This window comes from Flavobacterium glycogeni, from assembly GCF_048286775.1.
In the GTDB taxonomy this organism is placed as follows: domain Bacteria; phylum Bacteroidota; class Bacteroidia; order Flavobacteriales; family Flavobacteriaceae; genus Flavobacterium.
Genome location: NZ_JBLVPV010000003.1, coordinates 243,868 through 262,808, shown reverse-complemented (window position 1 = coordinate 262,808; position 18,941 = coordinate 243,868). Strand labels below are relative to the sequence as shown.

Annotated in this window: 22 protein-coding genes and 2 tRNA genes; 17 read left to right on the top strand and 7 right to left on the bottom strand. The window is 35.7% G+C overall.

The window, feature by feature from the left end; translation table 11 throughout:
• The first annotated feature begins 7 nt into the window (after positions 1-7).
• On the top strand, positions 8-754 hold the full coding sequence (locus ACNQGX_RS04120) for a succinate dehydrogenase/fumarate reductase iron-sulfur subunit (protein WP_417974269.1): 747 nt from the start codon (positions 8-10) through the stop codon (positions 752-754).
• An 88-nt stretch (positions 755-842) separates the two neighbouring features.
• Here the strand turns inward: ACNQGX_RS04120 and ACNQGX_RS04115 are convergent, their stop codons facing one another.
• Both ACNQGX_RS04115 and ACNQGX_RS04110 read right to left on the bottom strand, forming a co-directional pair.
• Positions 843-1,232, bottom strand: a complete 390-nt coding sequence (locus tag ACNQGX_RS04115) for a hypothetical protein (protein ID WP_417974267.1) — start codon at positions 1,230-1,232, stop codon at positions 843-845.
• Positions 1,233-1,234: 2 nt separating this feature from the next.
• On the bottom strand, positions 1,235-1,405 hold the full coding sequence (locus ACNQGX_RS04110) for a hypothetical protein (RefSeq protein ID WP_417974265.1): 171 nt from the start codon (positions 1,403-1,405) through the stop codon (positions 1,235-1,237).
• Between the two features lie 72 nt (positions 1,406-1,477).
• Here ACNQGX_RS04110 and ACNQGX_RS04105 point away from each other — a divergent pair, with 72 nt between their 5' ends.
• A complete protein-coding gene (locus tag ACNQGX_RS04105) occupies positions 1,478-2,248 on the top strand; it encodes a nitrilase family protein (protein ID WP_417974263.1) in 771 nt (256 codons plus the stop codon).
• An 81-nt stretch (positions 2,249-2,329) separates the two neighbouring features.
• Here the strand turns inward: ACNQGX_RS04105 and ACNQGX_RS04100 are convergent, their stop codons facing one another.
• Positions 2,330-3,982 (bottom strand): Ig-like domain-containing domain, encoded by a 1,653-nt coding sequence (locus tag ACNQGX_RS04100; protein WP_417974261.1) that lies wholly within the window; start codon positions 3,980-3,982, stop codon positions 2,330-2,332.
• 222 nt (positions 3,983-4,204) lie between these two features.
• Between ACNQGX_RS04100 and mce the strand changes: the two genes are divergently transcribed.
• The 3 genes from mce (at position 4,205) to ACNQGX_RS04085 (ending at position 5,210) form a co-directional block, all read left to right on the top strand.
• Entirely contained in the window at positions 4,205-4,606 is a 402-nt protein-coding gene (mce, locus tag ACNQGX_RS04095; protein WP_417974259.1) for a methylmalonyl-CoA epimerase, read from the top strand.
• A gap of 143 nt (positions 4,607-4,749) precedes the next feature.
• Positions 4,750-4,823 (top strand) — tRNA-Ile (locus tag ACNQGX_RS04090).
• A gap of 162 nt (positions 4,824-4,985) precedes the next feature.
• Positions 4,986-5,210 carry a hypothetical protein gene (locus ACNQGX_RS04085; RefSeq protein WP_417974257.1) on the top strand — a complete coding sequence of 75 codons (225 nt, stop codon included), beginning with the start codon at positions 4,986-4,988 and terminating at the stop codon, positions 5,208-5,210.
• 35 nt (positions 5,211-5,245) lie between these two features.
• On the opposite strand, the gene ACNQGX_RS04080 is transcribed toward ACNQGX_RS04085, so the two are convergent.
• Positions 5,246-5,833, bottom strand: a complete 588-nt coding sequence (locus ACNQGX_RS04080) for a riboflavin synthase (protein WP_417974255.1) — start codon at positions 5,831-5,833, stop codon at positions 5,246-5,248.
• A 58-nt stretch (positions 5,834-5,891) separates the two neighbouring features.
• Here ACNQGX_RS04080 and pdxA point away from each other — a divergent pair, with 58 nt between their 5' ends.
• The 6 genes from pdxA (at position 5,892) to accC (ending at position 10,877) form a co-directional block, all read left to right on the top strand.
• Positions 5,892-6,941 (top strand): 4-hydroxythreonine-4-phosphate dehydrogenase PdxA, encoded by a 1,050-nt coding sequence (gene pdxA, locus ACNQGX_RS04075; protein ID WP_417974253.1) that lies wholly within the window; start codon positions 5,892-5,894, stop codon positions 6,939-6,941.
• A gap of 85 nt (positions 6,942-7,026) precedes the next feature.
• Entirely contained in the window at positions 7,027-7,569 is a 543-nt protein-coding gene (locus ACNQGX_RS04070; RefSeq protein ID WP_417974251.1) for a YceD family protein, read from the top strand.
• A 9-nt stretch (positions 7,570-7,578) separates the two neighbouring features.
• Entirely contained in the window at positions 7,579-7,773 is a 195-nt protein-coding gene (gene rpmF / locus ACNQGX_RS04065) for a 50S ribosomal protein L32 (RefSeq protein ID WP_007137315.1), read from the top strand.
• A 172-nt stretch (positions 7,774-7,945) separates the two neighbouring features.
• A complete protein-coding gene (locus ACNQGX_RS04060) occupies positions 7,946-8,944 on the top strand; it encodes a beta-ketoacyl-ACP synthase III (RefSeq protein ID WP_417974249.1) in 999 nt (332 codons plus the stop codon).
• 23 nt (positions 8,945-8,967) lie between these two features.
• A complete protein-coding gene (accB, locus tag ACNQGX_RS04055) occupies positions 8,968-9,447 on the top strand; it encodes an acetyl-CoA carboxylase biotin carboxyl carrier protein (protein WP_417974247.1) in 480 nt (159 codons plus the stop codon).
• 83 nt (positions 9,448-9,530) lie between these two features.
• Entirely contained in the window at positions 9,531-10,877 is a 1,347-nt protein-coding gene (gene accC / locus ACNQGX_RS04050; RefSeq protein ID WP_417974245.1) for an acetyl-CoA carboxylase biotin carboxylase subunit, read from the top strand.
• A 63-nt stretch (positions 10,878-10,940) separates the two neighbouring features.
• Here the strand turns inward: accC and ACNQGX_RS04045 are convergent, their stop codons facing one another.
• Entirely contained in the window at positions 10,941-12,854 is a 1,914-nt protein-coding gene (locus ACNQGX_RS04045; RefSeq protein ID WP_417974243.1) for a S9 family peptidase, read from the bottom strand.
• Positions 12,855-13,110: 256 nt separating this feature from the next.
• Between ACNQGX_RS04045 and ACNQGX_RS04040 the strand changes: the two genes are divergently transcribed.
• Together ACNQGX_RS04040 and mtgA are read left to right on the top strand one after the other, a co-directional pair.
• Complete coding sequence (locus ACNQGX_RS04040) at positions 13,111-14,223, top strand: NAD(P)/FAD-dependent oxidoreductase (RefSeq protein WP_417974241.1); 1,113 nt, start codon at positions 13,111-13,113, stop codon at positions 14,221-14,223.
• Complete coding sequence (gene mtgA, locus ACNQGX_RS04035) at positions 14,223-14,963, top strand: monofunctional biosynthetic peptidoglycan transglycosylase (RefSeq protein WP_417974239.1); 741 nt, start codon at positions 14,223-14,225, stop codon at positions 14,961-14,963. Before ACNQGX_RS04040 ends, mtgA begins: the two co-directional genes overlap by 1 nt.
• Positions 14,964-15,058: 95 nt before the next feature.
• On the opposite strand, the gene ACNQGX_RS04030 is transcribed toward mtgA, so the two are convergent.
• A tRNA-Ala gene (locus tag ACNQGX_RS04030) sits at positions 15,059-15,132 on the bottom strand.
• Between the two features lie 125 nt (positions 15,133-15,257).
• On the opposite strand from ACNQGX_RS04030, the gene ACNQGX_RS04025 reads away from it, so the two are divergent.
• The 4 genes from ACNQGX_RS04025 to ACNQGX_RS04010 all read left to right on the top strand — a co-directional run bounded on the left by ACNQGX_RS04025 (position 15,258) and on the right by ACNQGX_RS04010 (position 18,426).
• Positions 15,258-16,025, top strand: a complete 768-nt coding sequence (locus tag ACNQGX_RS04025) for an enoyl-CoA hydratase/isomerase family protein (protein ID WP_417974237.1) — start codon at positions 15,258-15,260, stop codon at positions 16,023-16,025.
• A 186-nt stretch (positions 16,026-16,211) separates the two neighbouring features.
• Complete coding sequence (locus ACNQGX_RS04020; protein ID WP_417974235.1) at positions 16,212-16,676, top strand: 6-pyruvoyl trahydropterin synthase family protein; 465 nt, start codon at positions 16,212-16,214, stop codon at positions 16,674-16,676.
• A gap of 4 nt (positions 16,677-16,680) precedes the next feature.
• Positions 16,681-17,433: a UDP-2,3-diacylglucosamine diphosphatase gene (locus ACNQGX_RS04015; RefSeq protein WP_417974233.1), complete on the top strand. Its 753-nt coding sequence runs from the start codon at positions 16,681-16,683 to the stop codon at positions 17,431-17,433.
• A gap of 180 nt (positions 17,434-17,613) precedes the next feature.
• On the top strand, positions 17,614-18,426 hold the full coding sequence (locus ACNQGX_RS04010; RefSeq protein WP_417974231.1) for an alpha/beta fold hydrolase: 813 nt from the start codon (positions 17,614-17,616) through the stop codon (positions 18,424-18,426).
• A 140-nt stretch (positions 18,427-18,566) separates the two neighbouring features.
• Here ACNQGX_RS04010 and ACNQGX_RS04005 read toward each other — a convergent pair whose 3' ends face one another.
• Positions 18,567-18,923: a hypothetical protein gene (locus ACNQGX_RS04005; protein ID WP_417974229.1), complete on the bottom strand. Its 357-nt coding sequence runs from the start codon at positions 18,921-18,923 to the stop codon at positions 18,567-18,569.
• Positions 18,924-18,941 lie beyond the last annotated feature (18 nt).

The following is an 18,941-nucleotide window of genomic DNA, read 5'->3' as shown; positions in this document are numbered from 1 at the left end:
AAAAAGTATGAAACTTACATTAAAAATATGGCGTCAGAAAAATGCCGCTACAGAAGGAAAAATAGTTGAATATCCCATAGATCATATTGAACCAGATATGTCATTCCTTGAAATGCTTGACATTTTGAATGACGAATTAATCATGAAAGGGGATGAGCCAGTTGCATTTGATCACGATTGTCGCGAAGGAATTTGTGGAATGTGTTCCTTGTATATCAATGGAGAAGCTCACGGGCCAGACAAAGGCATTACGACATGTCAATTACACATGAGAATGTTCAAGGATGGCGACACGATTTTTATTGAGCCATTTAGAGCAAAAGCGTTTCCCGTAATTAAAGATTTAGTTGTTGACAGAAGTTCTTTTGACAGAATTCAACATGCTGGAGGATTTATATCTGTAAATACATCAGGAAATACTATTGATGCAAATACAATTCCAATTAACAAGAAAGATGCTGATGATGCATTTGATGCTGCTGCTTGTATTGGTTGTGGTGCTTGCGTTGCGAGTTGTAAAAACTCATCGGCAATGTTATTTGTCGCTGCAAAAGTATCTCAATATGCTTTATTGCCGCAAGGAAGAATTGAAGCTACTGATAGAGTTTTAAATATGGTTAGCCAAATGGATGATGAAGGTTTTGGTAACTGTACCAATACTGGAGCTTGTGAAGTAGAATGTCCAAAAGGAATTTCTCTTGAAAACATTGCTAGAATGAATAGAGAATATTTATCTGCAAGTTTGAAAGGATAAAAACCTAATAAGTTAAATTAATAAACGCATTCAATGTCAGAGTTGAATGCGTTTTTTTATAAATAAAACTTTAGATTTCAGCATTTGTTTAGTCTTTCCATCCCCAAGGTGCGGAAGGTGTCGGGACTACTTTTGTAATGTCAAATTTCACGGTAAACAACCGGTCTGAACCGATGCGTCTTAAATTGTACGTAAAAGAAGTTTCGTCTAAAGTAATCCACCAGACATTTGCGGAAGCATTTGGAATCAAGTTACATGTTTCTTGATCTGCCGGAAAAAACTGAAGCGTCGATGAACCAGAATTAGACGTTGTTCCGCCATATTGTGTAACCTTGTCTTCAGAGCCATCTTCGTGACGGTGGTCGTGTTTCAATTGGATGCGGTCATTTTTGGATGTTAATACCCAAGTTCTCGATTTGTCATCTCCTACAAAAAAAGGAATTCGAATCGTTTTTTCATCGCAATTGCGAACGTGCATCACTAATTTTTATCTCGAAAAGTATCATTGGCAGCACCTTCTTTTACTTCTCCTTCAAATGATTTACCACATTGTTTTTGTAAATTTTCCCAAAATTGTTTAGCCCCTGATTTTTCTTGTCCAAAAATCAAAACGGAGAATAGCATCATACTTACGACTAGCATCTTTTTCATAAAGTTGTTTTTTTGCTAATATAATGAACTTATGGTGTTGTGATATTTCTTATTTTTATGAAAAATAAAACAATGCAAGTCATCCTGATCCAAGCTCCTTTAATTTGGGAGAATCCAAAGTTAAATCGTGATTATTTCGAGGCCAGAATAAATGAAATTGCTTCGGCGGTTGATTTAATTGTATTGCCGGAAATGTTTACGAGCGGTTTTACAATGAGTCCTGAGAATGTCGCTGAAACAATGCAAGGCGAAACGGTAACTTGGCTTAAAGTGTTGGCGAAAGCCAGAAACTGTGCCATTACGGGAAGTTTAGTTATAGAGGAAAATGGTAATTTCTATAATAGATTAGTATTTGTATTTCCTTCCGGAGCAATTCAGTTTTATGATAAAAGGCATTTGTTTACTCTTGCCGGAGAAGACAAAGTCTATACAAGTGGAGGTCAAAAAATAGTTGTGGATTATTTAGGATGGAAAATTTGTCCGTTGATTTGTTATGATTTACGATTTCCTGCTTTTTCCAGAAATTCAGAGGATTATGACTTGTTGATTTATGTGGCTAGTTGGCCAAAAATCAGAACCAATGCTTGGGATACTTTATTGAAAGCAAGGGCAATTGAAAACATGAGTTATGCGATTGGTGTCAATAGAACAGGAATCGATGCGAATGGTTACGAATACATTGGTCATTCGCAAGCGGTCGATTTTCTTGGAAATTATGTCTTGGAACCGGAAGAATCTGAAGGCATTTTTACAGTAGTATTAGACAAAGAAAAAATGTTAGAAACCAGACAAAAATTAGGTTTTTTGAACGACAGAGATTCTTTTGAAATAAAAAATATATAATATCATTTCATCTTTCTTTTTACTGAAATAAAAATCACAACAACTTAATCCAGTAAATTTTATACTAAGAGGGTGTAAATTCTAATTCTTCTTGTCTGTTTTCTTTTTAGGTTCCGGGCTATAGGGTAAGCTCAAGTCAAATATCTCTTCCCAGTCAAAATTAGCATGAAGAGATATTTCTTTAGAAGAATAGATTACTTCCTCAGCCTGACGCTTTTCTAAATAATTACCGGAATCCCATTCCTTGTTTTTATTGGTGTCATAAATTACCCGAAGCGAAAATACAGAAGGTTCCAGTAAGTTGAAATCGACTGTAGTGCCGTTTTCCGAATATTCAGAGGCTAAAATATCGCCTTTGGAGTTAGTGAGTTCCACGATGATGGGAAATTGTTTTACGTTTTGTAATAACACCCTTAGATTTGCCATTTCAGAATAGCTTCTGGTATTTAATTTATAGGTCAGCGTATCATTCGATTTTTCGAAGAAGTCAGTCAATGACCCTGGTAAAATTGTAAAAGTGTATTTTTCGGAAGGTTCTTTTTTAAAGTCAAAAAATAATTTTTGATTAAATTCGTCGTATTCAGTGGTAAAAGCTACAGAAACAGAGTCTTTGTTGATTAATTTTATTTTGGAATTATCAAAATGTGTCAAAGGAGTCGAAGATTCTAAAGTAAATTTATCTCTAAAATTTAAAGAGCCACTTTGTACAGGTGTAATGGATAAGGTATCTTTTTTCTGGTCTTTTATTTTAAACCTGAAGTTCGCTTCGTATTTGTCTTTGGCTACAGCCAAATTTAACGAATCTGTCTTGATGGGTTTGTACCAGATTTGAAGAGAATCTTTTTTCGGGAATTTAGTAATGATATTGGATAGAACCTCATTATTATTTTTCAAGATTATTTTAGGGCTGTCCTTAGCAGCATTTACTTTCCCTTCATATCCTAGGATTAATCTGTTTCCGGATGCTTGGCTTGGTTTGAAAGTCTTGAAAGGGAGTTTTTCCTTGAATAATTCTAATTCATAAACGGTGTCGTTTGGAATAGTGATAAAGTCTTTGCTAAATCCAATTTTATCCGTTTTTGGATTGTATTTGTTGTTGCTGTTGTAGTCTTTCATCGCTACAAGAAGATATTTTCCGGCTTTTAAATTCTCTAAACGAAACGTTTTCAGACTGTCCAGTGTATTTGTTACATATCTAGGGGTTTCATTGAATACGACTGAATCTTTAAAGGCGTCATTGACTTCATAAAGCATGACTGAAACGAATGATTCTACTTCTTTGTCATAAGCGTTTTTTACAGTTCCGCCAAGGCTTAAAGAGTCAATATAGTCACCAGTAGAAAATACATATTTGAATTGATTAAAAGGATTTCCTTCGTTATTGTCAGCGATGCTTTGTCCAAAATTAAAGCTGTAGGTGGTGTTAGGTTGCAGTGTGTCTTTGATTTTTATTGAAATCGTTTTACTTGGAGTAGTAGGTAGAACTGATGGTTCGTATTTCATTGGTGGTGAAATAATCAATTGCTTGTTCAGGTTTTTTAGCTTGATGTTTTCGTCAAATACTAACTTAATCTCGTTTCCTTTAAAGTTTGTGCTAAAATTTTCAGGGAAGCTTACTTTTAAAACAGGTGCAATGGTGTCTTTTAAACCGCCAGTGATAGAGCCTCTTTTGGCGCATCCAACTATAATTAAAAGCAATAGAAAGAAGGTGTATTTTAAATTGTTTTTCAACATATCAAATCATAATTAGAATCTACAAAATAACAATTATAATTCATGCAATCGAAATTTTTTATAGAATTATTATGAGCGATATAATTCAGCTTACTTTTAGAATGCTTCTCTTTTTTTGTTTTTAATGTTTAATTTTACATCAAATAAGTTGCGCTACGGGATGTATTTATGGTTAGCTTATTGTTTGAATTTAAAACTAACGTTGAATTGATATTATAGATAATGAGAAAAATAGAACATATAGGAATTGCGGTCAAAGATTTAGAAGCGTCAAATTTAATTTTCGAGAAACTCTTTGGCGCTCCTGCTTACAAATTTGAAGATGTAGAAACGGAAGGAGTAACTACTTCTTTTTTTATGAATGGACCCAATAAAATTGAGCTTTTGGCGGCAACCAACCCGGAAAGTCCTATTGCCAAGTTTATAGAAAAAAAGGGAGAAGGGATTCATCACATCGCTTTTGATGTTGAAGATATTGTATCGGAAATAGTGCGTTTGAAAAACGAAGGGTTTGTAGTCTTGAATGAAATTCCGAAAAAAGGAGCTGATAACAAGCTAGTTGCATTTCTGCATCCAAAAAGCACGAATGGTGTTCTGATTGAATTGTGTCAGGAAATAAAATAATTTAATTTTAGGAGGGAACGGTAGCGTTCTAATATTCAGTTGGTTTCTATTTGAAAGGAGTCAATAATTGAACTATTTGAAAATCTAAGTCAAAAATATTTGGAGCAAATGAAAAATAGTGGTAATATTGCAAACTCTTAACCGGTCCTATAGCTCAGCTGGTTAGAGCACCTGACTCATAATCAGGTGGTCCCTGGTTCGAGCCCAGGTGGGACCACGAAAAACCCCTCAAAATTATCTATTTTGAGGGGTTTTGTTTGTTGTATTTAAAAACCAATCCAATCTAAAAAACGTATCTTTGTTGTGTTAAGGGTGAGTATGCTTTATTTATGGTTTAATAGATTTTTTTATTTCATTAAATTTACTATTTTAGAGGCCCATGAAAATTGAATCAAACAAATTTTATGTTTTAATCATTTTCCTTTTTGGGATTATGAATGTTTTTGCTGGGCCTCCAGTTCCAAATCCTTTTGGAAGGAGGAAGCCGCCGCCGCCGCCTGGACTGCCTATTGATGAAAATATTTTTGTATTGTTGATAATTGCATTGCTATTTGGAATTTATATCATTTACCGTCATTATATAAAAACAAAAACCACAATTTAAATTGTGGTTTTTGTTTTTATAGGGTTAAAAGGGGGTTATTTGTTAGCGTATAATCTGGAAACGTATTTGCCAATTACATCAAATTCAAGATTTATTTTTGTGCCAACTTCAATGGTTTTGAAATTAGTGTGCTCATGTGTATAAGGGATTATGGCTACGCTAAATTCATTTTTTTTAGAATTCACCACAGTCAAACTTACGCCATTTACGGTAATTGAACCTTTTTCGATGGTTAAATTGTTTAGTTTTTCATCATATTCAAAGGTGTAAAACCAGCTTCCGTCGGTTTGTTCGGCAGCGATGCAGGTTCCGGTTTGGTCTATGTGTCCTTGTACGATGTGTCCGTCAAGTCTGTCTCCAAGTTTCATTGCTCTTTCTAAGTTAACGCTGTCTCCAACTTTCCAACCGGCTAAATTTGTTTTTTTTATCGTTTCGTCTATCGCGGTTACAGTGTAAAAAGTATCATTGATTGCAACAACAGTAAGGCAAATTCCGTTATGAGCGACACTTTGGTCAATTTGTAGTTCGCCGGTAATCGATGAACTCATCGTTATGTGGACATTGCTGTTCTCTTTTTTTATTTCTTGGATGGTGCCAAGGGTTTCTATGATTCCTGTAAACATTTCTTGTTTTATTTTACTAAATTTGCACTTCAAAATTAGCAATAAATAACGTTAGGTCATGATGAAAAAAGCAGAAAATATAATCGTCGGAATTTCTATAGGAGATTTAAACGGTATTGGAAGCGAAGTTGTTTTAAAAACATTCGAGGATTCTCGTATGTTGGAGTTGTGTACTCCTGTTATCTTTGCTAATGTTAAGTTGTTGTCTTTTGTAAAGAAAAGTTTTCAATCTGCTTCTTTGTTGCACGGAATTGATAAACTGGATCAAATTATACCGGGAAAGATTAATGTTTTAAATGTTTGGAGAGAAGGGGTTGATTTGAATCTTGGAGTAAATGATCCTAAGGCAGGTGAATATGCTATAAAATCATTTGTTGCGGCTACCAAAGCTTTGAAAGATGGTCTTGTGGATGTATTGGTTACAGCGCCTATAAATAAGTATAATGTTCAATCAGAGGATTTTAAATTTCCGGGACATACGGATTATTTAGATCAGGAACTTGAGGGAAATGCACTTATGCTGATGGTTCAGGATAATTTAAGAGTAGGGCTCTTGACGGATCATATTCCGTTAAGTGAAGTGGCTTCTCATCTTACGGAGGAATTGATTAAAAGAAAAATTGAAACGGTTAAGCAATCATTGATACAGGATTTTAGTATTAATAAGCCTAAAATAGCTGTTTTGGGGTTAAATCCTCATTGTGGAGATGGTGGAGTTATCGGTACCGAAGATGATTTAATCATAAAGCCAACATTGAAAAAAATATTTGATAAAGGAACCTTGGTCTTTGGTCCTTTTGCAGCTGATGGTTTTTTTGGAAGTAGTCAATATGAGAAGTATGATGCTATTATTGCGGCGTATCACGATCAGGGGTTGATTCCTTTTAAAACATTGTCTTTTGGTAATGGAGTGAATTATACTGCAGGTTTGAATAAAATAAGAACGTCGCCGGATCATGGTACGGCTTATGATATAGCAGGAAAAGGAGTGGCTGATTTTAATTCCTTCAAAGAGGCTGTCTATCTTGCAATTGATATTTATCATTCAAGAAATCAATATGCTGAAATCAGTGTAAAACCTTTGAAAACAAAAGAAAAACAGTTGTAAACAAAAAAAAGTGAATAACATTATTAGATTTGCAATAATTTTATATCTTTGCACTCCCGAAGTTTAGGGTCAAATTGTTGTTGAAATGAAGAAGACAAAAGAATTTTTAATACCTTTTATAGGATTAAAGCTAGGAAAACATCATTTTGAGTATCAAATAAATAATTCGTTCTTTGAAATCTTTGATTATAATGAATATCAAGATTCAAATATCAAAGTAAATGTAGTTTTAGAGAAAAAAAGTACGCTGTTAGAGTTGAGTTTTAAGCATAAAGGGACGGTAAATGTACCTTGTGATTTGACAAGCGAAGATTTTGACTTGCCAGTTAAAGGCAAAATGAACTTAATTGTTCGTTTTGGCGAGGAATATAATAATGACAATGAAGAATTGTTGATTTTACCCCATGGGGAGTTTGAAATTGATATTGCACAATATATCTATGAAATGATAGTGTTGTCAGTGCCTCTAAGACGAGTTCATCCAGGAGTTAAAGATGGAAGTTTAAAAACCGAAGCTTTGACTAAACTTAATGAACTGATAGTAAAAGAAGAAAAAAAAGAGAATAAACAAGAAGAAAATATTGACCCGCGTTGGGACAAATTAAAGCAACTATTAACGGATAAATAATATAGTAAAATGGCGCATCCTAAGAGAAAAATCTCCAAAACAAGAAGAGATAAAAGAAGAACACATTACAAAGCTACTGTAGCACAGATTGCTACTTGTCCTATCACAGGAGAAGCGCATTTATACCATAGAGCTTACTGGCATGAAGGTAAAATGTATTACAGAGGGCAAGTTGTTATAGATAAATCTGTAGCTGTTGCTTAATACGTTTTGGTAAATGATATTCGAACTCTCACATCGTGAGAGTTTTTTTGTTGTTTATAATTTTCATTAAATAAGAAGTTCCAAATCAATGAAAATGGAATTTTTTTTGTAATTTTCAAGTCTTTTAAAAATTTTTCAAATGGCAACATTTGACAAAAAATAATCGCATACAATGAATACAATTACAGCCGCAATAACCGCTGTTGGAGCCTATGTTCCAGACTTTGTTTTAACTAACAAAGCTCTTGAGGCCATGGTCGACACCAATGACGAGTGGATAACCTCTCGTACAGGAATAAAAGAAAGAAGAATCCTCAAAGAAGAGGGTAAAGGAACTTCTTTTCTAGCCATAAAAGCTGCACAAGATTTATTAGCTAAAGCCAATATTGATCCTCTAGAAATAGACTTGTTGATAATGGCAACTGCAACGCCAGATATGCCAGTTGCTTCAACAGGTGTATATGTAGCAACCGAAATAGGAGCCTTAAATGCTTTTGCATATGATTTGCAAGCAGCATGTTCCAGTTTCTTATTTGGGATGTCAACGGCAGCAGCTTACATAGAGTCCGGAAGATACAAGAAAGTACTCTTAATTGGTGCTGATAAAATGTCTTCTATCGTAGATTATAAAGACAGATCAACCTGTATCATTTTTGGAGATGGAGCTGGAGCAGTATTGTTTGAACCTAATTATGAAGGATTAGGATTGCAAGACGAATATTTGCGCAGTGACGGAATCGGAAGAGATTTTTTAAAAATTGATGCTGGTGGTTCTCTACTTCCTACCTCTTACGAAACGGTAAGAGATAACAAACACAATATTATTCAAGACGGGAAAACGGTATTTAAATATGCTGTAACCAACATGGCTGATTCAAGTGAATTAATTCTGAAAAGAAATAATTTGACAAATGAAGATGTAGATTGGTTAGTTCCTCATCAAGCCAACAAACGTATTATCGATGCAACGGCAAATAGAATGAATTTAGAAGATTCTAAAGTGCTGATGAATATTGAAAAATACGGAAACACAACTTCTGCGACTTTACCATTAGTTCTTAATGATTTTGAACATTTATTCAAAAAAGGAGACACGATAATTTTGGCCGCTTTTGGAGGTGGATTCACTTGGGGATCTATATATCTAAAATGGGCATACGATAAAAAATAAATTTAAACTAAAAACAAATAATTATGGATTTAAAAGAAATTCAAAATCTAATCAAGTTTGTAGCAAATTCAGGAGTTGCAGAAGTTAAGTTAGAGATGGATGATGTGAAAATTACCATCAGAACAACTTTAGAAGGAAATGTAACAGAAACCACGTATGTTCAACAAATGCCTGCTCAAGCTGCACTTCAACAAGCAGTAGCTCCGCAACAAATTGCTCCGGTTGCAGCGGCTCCAGAAGTTCCAGTAGTAGAAAATGCGCACTATATCACCATAAAATCTCCAATCATTGGAACTTTTTATAGAAAACCATCTCCAGACAAACCAATGTTTGTTGAAGTAGGTAAAACAATTTCTAAAGGAGACGTACTTTGTGTGATTGAAGCCATGAAATTATTTAATGAAATTGAATCTGAAGTTTCTGGTAAAATTGTAAAAATATTGGTTGACGATATGTCGCCAGTAGAATTTGACCAACCGTTATTCTTAGTAGATCCATCATAATATTTTTGAAATTCCAATAGTTTAAATACAAATTCCAATTTGGATTTGACTATTGGAATTTTGAATTTAAAACATAAAATAAGATGTTTAAAAAAATATTGATTGCCAATAGAGGGGAAATTGCGTTACGCGTAATTAGAACATGCAAGGAAATGGGTATAAAAACGGTAGCTGTTTATTCTACTGCTGATGCCGAAAGTCTGCATGTAAAGTTTGCTGACGAAGCGGTTTGTATTGGGCCACCTCCAAGCAACTTGTCCTATTTAAAAATGTCAAATATTATTGCCGCTGCCGAAATTACAAATGCAGATGCAATACATCCGGGATACGGATTCCTTTCTGAAAATTCTAAATTTTCTAAAATTTGTCAAGAACATGGTATCAAATTCATTGGAGCTTCTCCAGAGATGATTGATAGAATGGGGGATAAAGCTTCCGCAAAAGCGACTATGATTGAAGCGGGTGTTCCTTGTGTTCCAGGTTCAGTGGGAATTTTAGAATCGTATGAGCAAGCCTTGCAGTTATCAAGAGATTTTGGTTATCCAGTAATGCTTAAAGCAACTGCTGGTGGTGGTGGAAAAGGAATGAGAGCCGTTTGGAAAGAAGATGAATTACTGAAAGCTTGGGAAGATGCGCGTCAGGAATCTGCAGCAGCTTTTGGAAATGATGGAATGTATCTGGAGAAATTAATCGAAGAGCCACGCCATATTGAGATTCAAGTAGTAGGAGATTCTTACGGAAAAGCCTGTCACCTTTCAGAAAGAGATTGTTCAGTTCAAAGACGTCATCAAAAATTAACTGAAGAGACTCCGTCTCCATTTATGACAGATGAGTTACGTGCAAAAATGGGTGAAGCAGCTGTAAAAGCAGCCGAATACATTAAATATGAAGGTGCTGGAACGGTAGAATTTCTGGTTGATAAGCACCGTAATTTCTACTTTATGGAAATGAATACCCGTATTCAAGTAGAACACCCAATTACGGAGCAGGTTATTGATTATGACTTAATACGTGAGCAAATTATGGTTGCCGCTGGAATACCTATTTCGGGTAAAAATTACTTACCACAATTACATGCGATCGAATGCAGAATTAATGCAGAAGATCCTTATAATGATTTCCGTCCGTCTCCAGGAAAAATAACAACATTACATATGCCGGGTGGACATGGAGTTCGTTTAGATACTCACGTATATTCAGGGTATACTATTCCTCCAAATTACGATTCAATGATTGCAAAACTTATTACTACAGCCCAATCTCGTGAGGAAGCGATTAGTAAAATGAGAAGAGCCTTGGATGAATTTGTAATCGAAGGAATAAAAACTACCATTCCGTTTCATAGACAATTAATGGACGATCCTCGTTATATTGCCGGAGAGTACACTACCGCATTTATGGATACCTTCAAAATGAACGATCCGGAATAAAAAATACTTTATTTAAGTAAAAAACCTTGCAGCGATGCAAGGTTTTTTTGTTTATTATTTAATTTACAAGGTTTCTTTCAACCATTTGAAAAATTCACCTTGCCAAATTTGAGCATTCTGCGGTTTTAATACCCAATGGTTTTCTTCCGGGAAATACAAGAATCTACTTTTTATCCCGCGTAATTGCGCCGCTTGGAAAGCTTCTTGACCTTGTCCTTGCGGTACACGAAAATCTTTTCCGCCTTGAATAATTAAAATTGGTTTGTTCCATTTTTCTACCATGGTCATAGGATTGAAAATGGTATAGGATTTTTGCGCAACGGCATTGTCTTTTTCCCAATAAGCACCACCAAAATCCCAGTTGGTAAAGAAAACTTCTTCGGTAGTCCCAAACATACTTTGGGTATTAAAAATACCGTCATGGGCAATAAACGTTTTGAATCGGTTGTTGTGAATTCCGGCTAAATAGAAAACAGAATACCCGCCATAACTGGCGCCAACACACCCTAAACGAGTCGCATCAACATATTTTTCCTTCGCCACATCATCAATCGCCGATAGGTAATCATCAATTACTTGTCCGCCCCAGTCTTTGCTGATTTGTTCATTCCATGCTACACCATGACCTTGCATGCCGCGACGGTTTGGTGCAACAACAATATAACCATTAGCCGCCATCAATTGTAAATTCCATCGGTAAGAATAAAATTGTGTCAATGGAGATTGTGGCCCACCTTGACAATACAAAAGGGTTGGATATTTTTTTGAGGCATCAAAATTAGGCGGAAGAACCACCCAAACTAACATTTTTTTGCCATCCGTAGTCGTTACATATCTTCTTTCGGTTTTGCTTAACGCCAAAGATTTATAGGTTGCTGTATTGACATTCGATACTTGTTTCCAAGTGTTTTTCTTTAAATTATAAGAAAAAATTTCCGCCGCATGATTCATATCAGTTCTCGTTACGATGATGTTATCACCGTAAAAACCAACTAAATCATTGACGTCAAATTCTCCAGTAGTGATTTGGTGCACGTTGATTGCTCCCGAAGCTTCGGGATTGGTCAGCCCCGGAAAATTAACTTCAAATAACTGTTTAGTTCCGTCTATTGGTGCCACAAAATAGATTTTTTTTCCGTCAGTACTCCAGATAAAATGATCCACGGTTCCATCCCAATTCGCCGTCAGGTTCATTTTCATTCCTTTGAAACTAACAATCAGGTCGTTTTTATCGGCTTCATAACCGTCTCGTTTCATTTGTAACCAAGTCAAATTTCCTGTTGGAGAAAATTGTGGAGCAGTGTCATATCCTAGATTTTCTTCGGTTCTATTGATGGTTTTTCCAGTTTCCAGATTGTATTCGAAGATATTGGTGTTGGTAGAAACAGCATATTCGGTTCCTGCTTTTTTCTTGCTTACGTAAAGAATGCTTTTGCTGTCTGGCGACCAAATGTAATCTTCATCACCACCAAAAGGTTTTTGCGGGCTATCGAAATTTTCTCCCTTCAGAATGTCAATTCCAACTGCACCTTCTTTGTTTTCTTTGTAAAAAACATGGTTGTATTTGCCTTCGTTCCAAGTGTCCCAATGGCGATAATTCAATCCATCGTAGATTTGAACGTCCGATTTTTCCAGTTCCGGATAAAAATCTTTACCGTGCACTTTTTCAATTTTTACTTCTTCATTGTAAACAATATATTTCCCGTCGTGAGAAACGTTTTTATCTTTTAACAGGTCTTTGGTATCTTTTACTTCGGTTGGATTCCCACCATTTACGGGCAAAGTGTAGAATTTTGTGTCCGATTTATTTTCTTGAACAGAAGGAGTGGTTACTTTATAGACTATATTTTTTCCATCTTTGGAAATGCCTAAAGGAGTTACTCTTCCTAATTTCCAAAGCAGTTCTGGAGTCATTACATTTTGTGCCATAGCATTTAAACTCATCATTAATAAGGGTATAAGCAGTACTTTTTTCATTTTAATTATTGATTTTTTTCGGATTATAAAAATAGCCAATTTACTTCGATGTTTGTAGCTTTCACGATTGCTTTTTAGCCCCGATAGCAGTGGAAATCCTTTTATTTTTTTCTTTAAAAAAATAAAAGATTACTTCACACTACTTTTATTTTAATTGGAGTTCAGTGAATTTATTTAGAACGGATAGCGGGATTAGCTTCTGAAATAAATTCAGAATAAATCCAAAAAATTATTATTTTTATGAAAAAATTTGGACATGGATTTGAGCTATTGGGAATTAAAAAACTGGTTTACAGATGTCGATTATACCATCGTAGGAAGCGGTATTGTGGGCTTGCATGCTGCATTACGCTTGCGCGAAAGATTCCCTGAAAGCAAAATTCTAGTATTGGAAAAAGGAATGTTACCGCAAGGCGCGAGTACTAAAAATGCCGGTTTTGCCTGTTTTGGAAGCCTTTCAGAAATCATAGATGATTTAAAATCCCACTCGGAAGAAGAAGTGATACATCTTGTTCAAAAACGATGGAAAGGCTTGCAGTTGCTGCGAAAAAGACTCGGTGACGACACGATAGACTTTAAACCTTACGGCGGATATGAGTTGTTTTTAAAGGACGATGAAAGTTGTTACAGTGAGTGTGTTGGAAAATTGCCCTTCATCAATGAAATTTTAAGACCACTATTTAAAGCAGATGTTTTTGCCAAGGAAGTAGACCGTTTTGGATTCAGCGGCATACAGGAATATTTGGTTTTCAATCCGTTTGAAGCACAGATTGATACCGGAAATATGATGCAGGCGTTGTTGAAAGAAGCAGTTTCTAAAAATATTTTAATTCTAAACCAACAAACCGTTACTTCCTATTTCGACAAAGGAAATGGAGTGGAAGTAGCACTTGGTGATTTCAGTTTCAGTACCCAAAAAATACTGTTTGCGACGAACGGTTTTGCCAATGCATTGACAAGTGGAGCCGTTAAGCCAGCCAGAGCTCAGGTTTTAATTACGGAGCCTATTAAAAACTTAGATATAAAAGGAACTTTTCACTTGGATAGAGGGTATTATTATTTCAGGAATATTGGCGACAGAATATTATTAGGAGGAGGGAGAAACCTGGATTTTGAGACAGAGAACACAATAGAATTTGGACAAACAGAAATCGTCCAAAAAAAATTGGAACAATTATTAAAAGAAGTAATTTTGCCTCATCAGGATTTCCAAATTGCACACCGTTGGAGCGGGATCATGGGTATTGGCAACAGCAAGAATCCAATCGTTTCACAACTGTCCGATAATGTCTATTGTGGCGTACGATTGGGCGGAATGGGAGTGGCAATAGGAAGTTTAATTGGAACAGAATTAGCAGATTTAGTATAATGGCAACGAAAATAACACCAAGAAAATCAAGACAACCCGTTAAAAAAGAACCGGCCTCTTTTATGAGCAAACTAACTCGTTTTTTATTCAAAGTATTTTTATGGTTCCTCGGACTCTCTTTGTTTTTTGTGGTACTTTTTAAATTTGTCCCGGTTCCGTTTACGCCTTTAATGGTCATTCGGGGGATTGAAAACAAAACAGCGGGAAAAGAAGTTTTTTTCAGCCACGACTGGGAACCTATTGAAAACATCTCGATGAATCTTCAAAAAGCGGTAATCGCCAGTGAAGATGGAACGTTTCTGAAACACAATGGTTTTGATTTTGTCGCAATGCAAAAAGCGTATAAAAGCAATGAAAGAGGCCGAAGAATAAAAGGTGGAAGCACCATATCGCAACAAACGGCCAAGAATGTATTTCTTTGGCAAGGCCGAAGTTATTTGAGAAAAGGACTCGAAGCGTATTTTACGGTTTTAATCGAAATCATTTGGGGTAAAGAACGCATCATGGAAGTGTATTTGAACAGTATCGAAATGGGAAATGGTGTGTATGGAGCGCAAGCAGCCGCAGAACATTGGTATCGAAAAGGAGCTTCCAGTCTCACGCCGATGCAGGCAGCAGGAATAGCCGCAATATTACCCAATCCAAGAAAATATTCGGCGACCAGTTCTTCCTCATATATCAACAGACGAAAAGCTAAAATTGTTCGCGTGATGCGACAAGTGGGAAAAATTGAATATTAAAAAATAGTTTTCTATAGTCTTAAAACACAATCGAACAATTTCTAAAAATAAAAAACCGTAAACTCTTAATTAAAAGATTTTACGGTTTTATGTTGTGGAGAATATCGGATTCGAACCGATCACCTCTTGCCTGCCAGGCAAGCGCTCTAGCCAAATGAGCTAATCCCCCAAACTAGATCGCAAATATAACATATAAATTTCCCAAAAAGCAAATTTCAGAATACAAATCTATTCTATTTGAAAAAAAGTCAAATCCTCCTTTACTTTTTTTAACTTTACATCAAAATCCCCACTATGGTATCAGAAAACCCAACAGGTTCGCTCTTCACAACAATCGAAAATAGAATCGCAACCGTTGCATTTGGTCATCCTTCGAGCAATTCTTTTCCAAGAGAATTGTTGGATCGTTTAACGAATGAGTTCAACATTTTGAGTACGAATCCAGCCGTTTCGGTGATTGTTATTCAAAGCGAAGGCTCGGGAGCTTTTTGTGCAGGCGCTTCTTTTGATGAACTTTTGGCTGTTTCTGATGAAGCAGCAGGAACCCAATTTTTCTCCGGATTTGCGCATTTAATCAATGCGATGCGTTCGTGTTCCAAGCTTATTGTTGGTCGCGTTCACGGAAAAGCAGTTGGCGGCGGCGTAGGAATTGCTTCCGCTTGTGATTATACATTGGCGACAAAAAACGCATCAATAAAACTATCGGAATTGGCAATTGGAATAGGTCCCTTTGTGATAGAACCCGTAGTTTCTAAGAAAATCGGTAAGACGGCAATGGCCGAAATGACGCTCGCAGCCCACGAATGGAAAACCGCTGATTGGGCCGCAGCCAAAGGATTGTACGCCAATACTTTTGAAACCATCGAAGCGCTCGATGCCGCAATAGCTGATTTCAGCGCTAAATTATCCAGTTATAATCCCGAAGCTTTACTGGAAATGAAAAAGGTTTTGTGGGAAGGAACGCAACATTGGGATACATTGTTGTTGGAGCGCGCCGCGATTTCGGGTAAATTGGTGTTGTCTGATTTTACCAGAAAAGCGTTGTCTCAGTTCAAAAAGTAATTTTTTCAGGAGCTATTTCCTGCTATCCGTTACAATCTTTTATACCCTGTCAGGGTTCGAAACCTGACAGGGTAATAAAAGGATTTTCACTCCTATCAGGGCTAGGTCTCAGTGGAATCCAAATACCAAGATTTACATCTCATTTCTCATATCAATTTGCTAAATTTGCATCAAAATTAAACTCCGATGAGCAATATCAGAATTACAAAACAATTTAGTTTCGAAACCGGACACGCCTTATATGGCTATGACGGGAAATGTAAAAATGTCCACGGACATAGTTATAAATTGTCAGTAACGGTAATTGGAACTCCAATTACAGATCGTTCCAATGTGAAATTTGGAATGGTGATTGACTTTACGGATTTAAAGAAAATTGTAAAAGAAGAAATTGTAGATCAGTTTGACCATGCGACTGTTTTTAACGGAACAACGCCGCATATCGAATTGGCAAACGAATTAATGAGCCGCGGACACCATGTTATTTTGGTAGATTACCAACCAACAAGCGAAAACATGGTAGTAGATTTTTCTCAAAGAATCATCAGCCGATTACCAGAAGGAATCACTCTTTTTTCCTTAAAACTACAAGAAACCGAATCTTCTTTTGCAGAATGGTTTGCCAGTGATAATGTGAAATCCATACTGTAACTTCATGCAATTACCCAATAACAAAAAAATATATTTCGCCTCCGATCAGCATTTTGGAGCACCAACACCCGAATTGAGTTTTCCGAGAGAACAAAAATTTGTGGCTTGGCTCGACGAAGTAAAAGGCGATGCCGAAGCTATTTTTCTATTGGGCGATTTATTTGATTTTTGGTTCGAATACAAAACCGTAGTCCCAAAAGGGTTTATTCGTGTTTTAGGCAAACTCGCCGAAATCCGTGACAGCGGAATCCCTATTTATTTCTTCGTGGGAAACCATGATTTATGGATGGAAGATTATTTCCAGAAAGAACTGAATATTCCCGTGTTTCATGACAATCAAGAATACACTTTTGGAGACAAAACATTCCTTATTGGCCACGGTGACGGAAAAGGTCCTGGCGATTTAGGATACAAACGCATGAAAAAGATATTTACAAATCCGTTTTTCAAATGGCTTTTTAGATGGCTTCATCCGGATGTTGGGGTGAAACTGGCGCAATACCTTTCGGTAAAAAACAAACTGATTTCTGGCGATGAAGATGTGACCTTTCTTGGCGAAGACAACGAATGGCTGATTCTCTATTCCAAAAGAAAACTGGAAACCAAACATTACAATTATCTCGTTTTTGGACACCGTCATTTGCCTATGAAAGTAACGGTGGGTGAAAATGCCGAATATGTGAATCTGGGTGACTGGATAACGTATTTTACCTATGGTGTTTTTGATGGCGAGAATTTCGAAATCAAAAAGTATTAATAAATTTTTCAAGGTTTTTCTACTTGACTTTATACTTTTTAGGTTGCGTGAAAAACTTACAAATATGCTAATTGTTCTTCTTTGGTGTCTTCTTTTTGTATATATTTATATCAAAGCTATGTGTTAGAGTTATAAATGAGTTGGTGTCCCAGTTTTTTTTTAAAATGAAACGTATAAAATATGAGATTTAAAATATTACTTTTTACATTAGTTTTCTCTTTAAGTGGAATTGCCCAAATAAAATACGGCTCAAATAATGGAAAATATTTAACAATTAAAGGAACAAAAATTTATTATGAAGAGTACGGAGAAGGAATTCCTCTATTGTTAATACACGGAGGATTTGGAAGTATTATCGACTTTGAAAATGTTATTCCAATTCTTTCAAAAAAATATAAAGTTATTATTTCTGATGCACCTGGACTCGGTCGCTCAGAATATTCAGACACTCCGTTAAGTTATAAATTATTGGCAGAGTACAACTCGGAAATCATTGATAAATTAAAACTAGATAGTCTTTATGTCATTGGCTGGAGTGATGGTGCTATTACTGGTTTGATTCTCGCAAAAAACAGACCTGATAAAGTGAAAAAGTTAATAATTTCAGGAGCGAATTATAAAATGGAGGGATTTAAAAATGTAGAAGAAGCTAAAAACTGGACAGATACAAATTGGATTGAAAAAAATTGGCCACATTGGATAAAACATTATGAAAAATTATCATCAAAAGATTGGAAAAGATATGTCACAGAGGCTAGACAAATGTGGTTTCAAGAACAATATTTTCCAAAAACTGATTTGGAAGCAATAAAAATACCAACTTTAGTTGTTTATGGTGACAATGATATGTATACTTTAGAACACGGTATTGAGATTCATAATGCTATAAAAGACAGTCAATTTTGTGTAATTCCAAATTGTTCGCACGAAGTGTTTGGAGACAAACCTGAAATAATTAGCCAAATATCAATTGACTTTTTAAAAGGAAAATAATAGCCATATAGCTAGGACTTGATTAGCGATTCGATAGCACAAATTTTTTTTCCGTGTCCATAATGATGAATATTTACAACTATGGTAAAAGAAAAAGTTCTCGCTCAAGTTTATAAACAGTCAAAACAACAACAACAACCCTAATTCATCCCAACACCATACAAATAATCATCCAAATTTATTTTAAACAAAGTGCCTTCTACTAAGTCTTTTACGGCATCTAATTCTTCCATCGAAACAGCCAAATCAATTTGGGAACAAGGCGTTTTTAGTAAAAATTTGTGGCATTTGTTTTTTAGTTCACAATCGTCGCAGCATTTATTTTGGATGTAGCTGTCCTCAATACAGCGCTTAAATAGCTGTAGTTCCTGTTGGGTAAAATAAAAACCCATTTCTCTAAAAACCAGTTGGACTTTGTCCAGTACAATGCCATTATCCTTTCTCCAGTAGAAAGCCGTGCCTAAATTGTTATGATATATTTGTTTTATTTCTTGCATGTGTCATCAGTTTGAAAC